Source organism: Burkholderia sp. Se-20378, assembly GCF_017104665.1.
In the GTDB taxonomy this organism is placed as follows: domain Bacteria; phylum Pseudomonadota; class Gammaproteobacteria; order Burkholderiales; family Burkholderiaceae; genus Burkholderia; species Burkholderia lata.
Window position 1 is genome coordinate 1 of the sequence record NZ_JAAGPG010000398.1, and the last position, 7,735, is coordinate 7,735.

The following is a 7,735-nucleotide window of genomic DNA, read 5'->3' on the forward strand; positions in this document are numbered from 1 at the left end:
TGCCGTGCACGGCCTGCTTGTACTGTTCGACGTCGGCCTCGTAGGTCGCCTTCGCCGCTCGGCGCTGCGCGAGCAGCGCGCCGCCGTGGAAGAGCGGCTGGCTCAGCGACGCGCCGACGTTCCAGATCGAGCCGGCGCCCGACAGCATCGTCGGCCAGCTGAAGCCGCCTTTGCCCATCGCTGCCGACAGCGACAGCTGCGGGAACATCTGCGCGGTCGCGAGACCCACTTCGGCCGCGGCCGCTTTCAGCCCCGCGTCGGCCGCCTGGATGTCCGGGCGACTTTGCAGCAGGTCCGACGGCACGACAACGGGCACTTGCTCGGGCAGGTGCAAATCGGCCAGCGTGAGATCGGCCGGCGGTCGGTCGGGCGTGCGGCCGACCAGCACCGCGAGCGCATGGCGCGCCGAGTCGCGCTGCTGGCGCAGCGCGGGCAGGCTCGCCGCGAACGTGTCGGCGCTTTGCCGGGCGTTCAGCGCGTCGCTGCGCGAAGCCGAACCGAGCGCGTAGCGGCGTTCGGCATCGTGCGCCTGGTCGTTGGCGAGTGCGACGAGCCGCTCGGTCGTATTGATCTGCGCGTTCAGCACCGACACCGTGATCGATGCGGTGACGATGTTCGCGGCCAGCGCGCGCCGGGCGGATTCGAGCTGGAACGCGCTGACGTCGACGCGCCGCGCCAGCGCACGGTTCGCGAAACGCGACGCGCCGAACAGGTCGATCGTGTAGCTCGCCTGCAACTGCCCGACGAACGTGTCGTACAGCAGCGTCGGCGCACCGAGCGCGGGAATCGGCACGCCGAGCGCACGCTGGCGCGTGGCCTGGCCGCCCGCGTCGATCGACGGCAGCATCGAGCTGCCGATCTGCCCGCGCAACTGTTCGCGCGCGGCATCGAGCGAGTGGGAGGCCGCGCTCAACGTCGGGCTGTTGCGCAGCCCTTCGTCGACGAGCGCGTTCAGCGCATCGGAGCGGTACTGCTTCCACCAGTCGGGCACCGGCTGCGCGCCGACCTCGAACTGCTGCGCGACGCCTTGCGCGGACACGGTCTGCTGGACTTGCGGCGTCGTGCCGTAGTGCGCGGGCGACGGCATCGCGGGCGGCTCGCCGCTCGGCGCGAACCACGAGCAGCCCGCGAGCGGGCCGGCGAGGCTCGCCACGGCGAGTGCCCGCACGGCTTGTGTTTTCAGGTTCATCGATCGATCCATGGTCAGGCTCCCGACGGCGCGGCAGGCGTGCCGCCAGGCGGCGGGCCGTCCTGCGGGTCGCGTTCGTCGTGCTTCACGCGGAACCACGTCGCATACAGCGCGGGCAGGTAGAACAGCGTCAGCACGGTCGCGCTCGTGATGCCGCCCATCAGCGCGGTCGCCATCGGCCCGAAGAAGTTCGAGCGCAGCAGCGGGATCAGTGCGAGCACGGCGGCCGCGGCCGTCAGCGTGATCGGGCGGAACCGTCGCACGGTCGCGCCGATGATCGCGTCGATGCGGCGGTGGCCGACCGCGATGTCCTGCTCGATCTGGTCGACGAGGATCACCGAGTTGCGCATGATGATCCCGAACATCGCGATCACGCCGAGCATCGCGACGAAGCCGAACGGCTGGCCGAACAGCAGCAGCGTCGCGACCACGCCGATCAGCCCGAGCGGCGCGGTCAGCACGACCATCAGCACGCGCGAGAAGCTCTGCAGCTGGATCATCAGCAGCGTGAACACGGCAATCGCCATCAGCGGCATCTGCGCATTGATCGACTTCTGCGCCTTCGCGCTTTCCTCGACCGAGCCGCCGATGTTGATCTGATAGCCGACCGGCAGCTGCGCGCGCAACGCGTTCAGTTTCGCGTCGACCGCATGCGTAACGTCGATGCCCTGCGCGCCGGCGCGCACGTCCGACTGCACGGTGATGGTCGGCTGCCGGTCGCGCTCCCACACGACGCCGTATTCGAGCGTCGGCTTGAAGCGGCCGAGCGAGCCGAGCGGCACCGGGCCGTTCGGGGTCGGCAGCGCGAGGCCGGCGAGCTTCGCCGGATCGACGCGATCGGCCAGCGGCGCGCGCAGGTCGACCGCGATCAACTTGTCGCGCTCGCGGTACTGCGTGACGGTCGTGCCGGACAGCGTCATCGCGAGGAAGCTCGACACGTCCTGCGACGTGACGTTCAGCTCGCGCGCCTTCTTCTGGTCGATCTCGAAGCGCACCGAGCGCTCGGCCGGCTCGTCCCAGTCGAACTGCACGTTGACCGTGCGCGCATCGCCGCGCATCGTCGCCGCGACTTTCTCCGCGATCGAGCGGACCGTCGCGATGCTGTCGCCGCTCACACGGAACTGCACCGGATAGCCGACCGGCGGGCCGTTCTCGAGCCGCGACAGCCGCGAGCGCACGGCCGGGAACTGCTCGCGCAACGTGGTTTCGAGCCAGGTCGCGAGCTTCTCTCGGTCCTTCACCGATTTGGCGGTGATCACGAACTGCGCGAAGTTCGGCAGTTGAAGCTGCTGGTCGAGCGGCAGGTAGAAGCGCGGCGCGCCGCTGCCGACGAAGTTCACCGAATGATCGATCTCGGGGCGCTTGTCGATCACTTTCTCGAGGCGCTCGGTCTCGCGCAGCGTCGCGGCGAACGACGCGCCTTCGGGCAGCCGCAGGTCGACCAGCAGCTCGGGGCGATCGGAACTCGGGAAGAACTGCTGCGGCACGAGCGAGAAGCCCATCAGCGCGACGACGAACAGCGCGCCGGTGATCAGCAGCACGACGAAGCGCCGCTCGATGCACCAGTCGATCCAGCCGCGCAGCCGCCGGTAGAAGCGCGTGTCGTAGATGTCGTGCTCGTGATCGTCGGGCAGGTGCGCCTCGTGCGCCTGCCGCTTGCGCTCGGGCAGCAGGTGGAAGCCGAGCAGCGGAATCAGCACGACCGCCGCGAACCACGACGCGATCAGTGCGATCGCCGACACCTCGAAGATCGAGCGCGTGTATTCGCCGGTGCTCGATTTCGCGAGCGCGATCGGCAGGAAGCCCGACACGGTGACGAGCGTGCCCGTCAGCATCGGGAACGCGGTGCTCGTATAGGCGAACGCGGCGGCGCGGGCACGCGTGTAGCCCTGTTCGAGCTTCACGGCCATCATCTCGACCGCGATGATCGCATCGTCGACGAGCAGCCCGAGCGCGAGCACGAGCGTGCCGAGCGACACCTTGTGCAGCCCGATGTCGAACAGGTACATGAAGAGGGCGGTGACCGCGAGCACGACGGGGATCGAGATCACGACCACCATCCCGGTGCGCAGGCCGAGCGACACGAGGCTCACGACCAGCACGATCGCGACGGCTTCGGCGACGGCTTCGAGGAAGTCGTCGACCGAATGCGCGACCGCGTGCGGCATGCTCGATACCAGCGTCAGCTTGAGGCCGGCCGGCAGTTGCGCCTGCAGATCCTTCGATTCGGCGTCGAGCGCCTTGCCGAGCCGGATCACGTCGCCGCCCGGCTGCATCGTGACGCCGATGCCGAGCACTGCCTTGCCGCCCGCCCGCATCTGCGTGACGGCCGGATCGTCGTAGCCGCGCTTCACCGTGGCGAGATCGCCGAGCCGGAACGTACGGCCGTTGATGCGGATCAGCGTGTCGGCGATCGCGTCGACGTTGTCGAACTGGCCGCTCGGCCGCACGAACACGCGATCGTCGGCGGTCGTCAGCGTGCCGGCCGACGAGATGTCGTTCTGCGCGTTGATCGCCTGTCCGAGCTGCTGCGGCGAGATGCCGAGGCGCGTGAGCTGCGCGTTGTTGACCTCGATGAAGATCCGCTGGTCGGGGTCGCCGAAATAGTCGACCTTGCCGACGCCCGGCACGCGCAGCAGCACGGTGCGTAGCTGGTCGGCGTAATCGTGGAGCTGCGCGGGCGTGAAGCCGTCGCCTTCGAGCGTCCAGATGTTGGTGTAGACGTCGCCGAATTCGTCGTTGAAGAACGGGCCCTGCACGCCGGGCGGCAGCGTATAGCCGATGTCGCCGACCTTCTTGCGGATCTGGTACCAGGTCTCCGGCACGTCCTTCACGGGCGCCGAATCCTTCATCGTGAAGAAGATCAGCGATTCGCCGGGGCGCGAATAGCTGCGCAGGAAGTCGATGGCCGGCGTTTCCTGCAGCTTGCGGCCGATCCGGTCGGTCACCTGTTCCTGCACCTGCCGCGCGGTCGCGCCGGGCCAGAACGTGCGGATCACCATCACGCGGAACGTGAACGGCGGGTCTTCGGATTGCGCGAGGCGGGTGTACGCAAGGATGCCCGCGAGCGTCGCGAGCGCGATCAGGTAGACGACCAGCGCCTGGTGGCGCAGCGCCCACGCCGACAGGTTGAAGCGGCCTTCTTCGTAGGAAACGCTCACGATGCGAAGTCCTCCGGATGCAGCGGCGCGATCGCGCGCACCTTCTCGCCCGCGCTGACCGTGTGCACACCCTGCAGCACCACGCGTTCGCCGGGCTGCAGCCCGTGCGACACCGTCACCGTGCGCTCGTTGAAGCGCGCGACGTCGACGCGCCGCAGCTCGAGCGTGTCGTCCTTCGTGCGCACGACCCACACGGCCGGTTGCTGGCCGTCGTGGAACAGCGCGGTCGCGGGCAGTGTGATCGACGGCGCGTCGCCGGTGGCCGGCGCGCCGTCGAACGCGACGCTGGCGGTCATCCCGAGCCGGATCGCCGGATCGGGCGCGGCGAGCGTGAGCTTCACGCGATACGTGCGGCTTTGCGGATCGGCGGCCGGCGCGATTTCGCGCACTTTCGCGGCGAACTGGCGGCCCGGCAGCGACGGCAGCGTGACATTGGCCGTGTGGCCGGGCGTGAGCGACGCAAGCGCGGCTTCGGGCACGTCGCTGACGACGTCGACGTCGCCGGACCACGCGAGCTGGTAGACGGCCTGGCCGGCCGACACGTTCTGGCCGGTGTCGGCCTGTTCGGCGGTGATGGTGCCCGCGTGATCGGCGACGAGCGTCGCGTAGCGGAGCTGGTTCTTCGCGAGCGCGAGCTGCTGCTGCGCCTGGTCGCGCTGCGCAAGCGCCGACGTGTAGCTGTTCTCGGTCTGCTCGAGCTGGGCGGTCGCGATCAGGTTTTCGCGCGCCTGCGCGCGATCGCGGTCGAGCTGCTGCTTCGCGAACGCGAGGCTGTGCGTCGCGGCATCGAGTTGCGCCTGCGCGCTCGCGGCGTTCTTCTCGACGTCGGACGGGTCGAGCAGCGCGACGACCTGGCCGACCTTGACCGTATCGCCGAGGCGCACCTTGCGCTCGATGATCTTGCCGGCGATGCGGAACGACAGCGGGGTGGCGTAGCGCGGCTGGATTTCGCCGGGGAGTGTGCGGGCGACGGCAGCGTCGTCGGCATGGGCGGGCAGCGCGACGACGGGGCGCGGGGCGGGCGGCGCGGATTCTTTCGGATGACAGGCGGCAAGGACAAGCGCGGCGCCGATCAGCAGCGTGGCGCGGGAACCGGAGCGATTCACGAAACCCCCAGATGAGGTGAGAGCGAGAGCGGAACGAAGCCGGCAAGCGCGGCCGGCGCTTGCCCCGAGCGGCGCCGGCAAGGGCGCGCGGACACCATCTTTCAGAAACTGTGGCGAATTCTAATACACACCTGTATCTGAATGCAAAGATGAATCCGAAAGGGAAAGGGTGCTAGACTGCGCGCCATGAAACCACAGCGCTTAACTCGCGAGCAGAGCCGGGACCAGACGCGCGAACGTCTGCTGATTGCCGCACACCGTATTTTTCTGAAGAAAGGCTATGTGGCCGCGAGCGTCGAGGACATCGCGGCGGCGGCCGGCTACACGCGCGGCGCGTTCTATTCGAATTTCCGCAGCAAGTCCGACCTGTTGCTGGAATTGCTGGAGCGTGACCATGCGGAGGTGCAGGCCGACTTCCAGGCGATCTTCGACGGGGGCGGAACGCGCGAGCAGATGGAGTCGATGGCGCTCGCGTATTACCGGACGCTGTTTCAGGACGACGAATATGCGCTGCTGTGGGGCGAGGCGAAGCTGCAGGCCGCGCGCGACGCGAAATTCCGCGTGCGCTTCAACCAGTTCCTGCATGGCAAGCGCCTGCAGATGGCCGAGTTCATCCGGCGCTTCTCCGAGCGCGCGGGCACGCCGCTGCTGCTGCCCGCGGAGACGCTCGCGTTCGGGCTGATGTGCCTGTGTGATGGCGTGCAGTCGTATTACACGGCCGATCCGCAGCACGTGTCGGCCGAGGTGGCCGAGTCGGTGCTCGCGGGATTCTTCGCGCGCGTCGTGCTGGGGCGCGCGCCGGACTGAGCGGGTGTTGGCCCCGAGCTGTGCTGGTGCTCGTGCTCGTGCTCGTGCGGCGGGCGGCGAGGCGCGCGGTCAGCGTTCGCCGGTCATCCGCCGGTACGCATCGAGCAGCGACGTCTTGTAGACGACCCCGGCGAGCGTCGGCTCGGCTTCGCTTTCGATCACCGGCAGGCGTTCGCCCTGGAACGCCATGAAGCGTTCGAGCGCGGTGGCAAGCGGCATGTCGGGCGTGAGGAGCGGAAACGGCGTGTGCGCGTAGTGCGCGGCCGTCTTGTCGGTCGTGTCGCGCTTGTCGAGCAGGTCCGACGTAATGTCCTTCAGTGCGACCGCGCCGCGAAAGCGCCCGGCGTCGTCGGTCACGTACAGATACTTCACCGGATATTCGAGAAACACGCGCGTCATGTCGGCGACGCTCGCCGTCAGCGGCACGACCGTCTGCGCGGGCTGGATCAGTTCGCGCATCTGCGTGGTGCGGATCCGGCTGCGTTCCTCGGCATCCTGGTGGTGGTGCAGCGTGATCTCGTACATCGACGTCGTACCGGTCGCGCGCGCGACGAAGTACGCGAATACGCAGGACGCCAGCAGCGGCAGCACGACCTGGTAGCTGAGCGTCATCTCGAAGATCATCAGGATCGCCATCAGCGGCGCCTGCGTGGCGCCCGTCAGGAACGCGCCCATCCCGACGATCGCGTACGCGAAGTACGCCGACGTATGGCCGGGCCACACGGCTTGCATCGCGAGGCCGAACAGCGAGCCGAACACCGCGCCGACGAACAGCGTCGGCGTGAACACCCCGCCGATCGCGCCGGAGCCGACGGTGGCGGAGGTCGCGATCACCTTGAACACGAGCACCGCGACGAGTGCCTGCCAGGTCCACGGCGAATGGAGGATGTGGTTCACCACGCTGTAGCCGTTGCCCCACACGTCCGGCACCCATACCGAGATCACGCCGACGACGAGGCCGCCGAGTGCGAGCCGCACGGGCAGCGGCAGGGGCAGCCGCTTGAAGTGGTTCTTCGATGCATCGAGCAGGTGCAGGAACTGCGGCGCGAGCACGCCGCACAGCGCGCCGAGCACGACGAACAGCAGCACTTCGGGGCCGGTGACGGCCGGAAACACCGGCATCTCGTACGGCGGCCGGTAGCCGGCAAATTCGCGCATCACGATGTTCGCGACGACCGACGAGACGATCATCGGCCCGAGACTTTCCATGGCGATGCCGCCGAGCACGATCTCCGATACGAAGAAGGCGCCGGCGATCGGCGCGTTGTACGCGGACGTAATGCCGGCCGCCGCCCCGCACGCGACCAGCAGGCGCAGGCGCGGCGGGTCGAAGTGCGCGAAGCGGCCGACGAGCGCCGCGGCGAGCGCCTCGAGCTGCACCACCTGGCCTTCGCGCCCGCTCTCTCCCCACCGTCCGAGCCGCCGCCGCGACGCAACCCTTCCCCCACAGCACAGGCTACACGCACACCCCC

General features: G+C 68.8%; 5 protein-coding genes. 1 reads left to right on the forward strand and 4 read right to left on the reverse strand.

Features of this window, described 5'->3' with window-relative positions:
- The 3 genes from G3N93_RS29260 to G3N93_RS29270 form a co-directional block, all read right to left on the reverse strand.
- Positions 1-1,201 (reverse strand): efflux transporter outer membrane subunit (locus G3N93_RS29260; RefSeq protein ID WP_206134521.1); only part of this gene is annotated, 1,201 nt, incomplete at its 3' end.
- Positions 1,202-1,203: 2 nt separating this feature from the next.
- Positions 1,204-4,350, reverse strand: a complete 3,147-nt coding sequence (locus G3N93_RS29265; RefSeq protein ID WP_174986169.1) for an efflux RND transporter permease subunit — start codon at positions 4,348-4,350, stop codon at positions 1,204-1,206.
- Complete coding sequence (locus G3N93_RS29270) at positions 4,347-5,456, reverse strand: efflux RND transporter periplasmic adaptor subunit (protein WP_206134522.1); 1,110 nt, start codon at positions 5,454-5,456, stop codon at positions 4,347-4,349. The genes G3N93_RS29265 and G3N93_RS29270 overlap by 4 nt, the downstream gene beginning before the upstream one ends.
- A gap of 186 nt (positions 5,457-5,642) precedes the next feature.
- Here G3N93_RS29270 and G3N93_RS29275 point away from each other — a divergent pair, with 186 nt between their 5' ends.
- Positions 5,643-6,263 (forward strand): TetR/AcrR family transcriptional regulator, encoded by a 621-nt coding sequence (locus G3N93_RS29275; RefSeq protein WP_174933937.1) that lies wholly within the window; start codon positions 5,643-5,645, stop codon positions 6,261-6,263.
- Positions 6,264-6,332: 69 nt separating this feature from the next.
- Here the strand turns inward: G3N93_RS29275 and G3N93_RS29280 are convergent.
- The coding region (locus tag G3N93_RS29280) for a ClcB-like voltage-gated chloride channel protein (RefSeq protein WP_241026746.1) at positions 6,333-7,735 on the reverse strand (1,403 nt) is incomplete at its 5' end.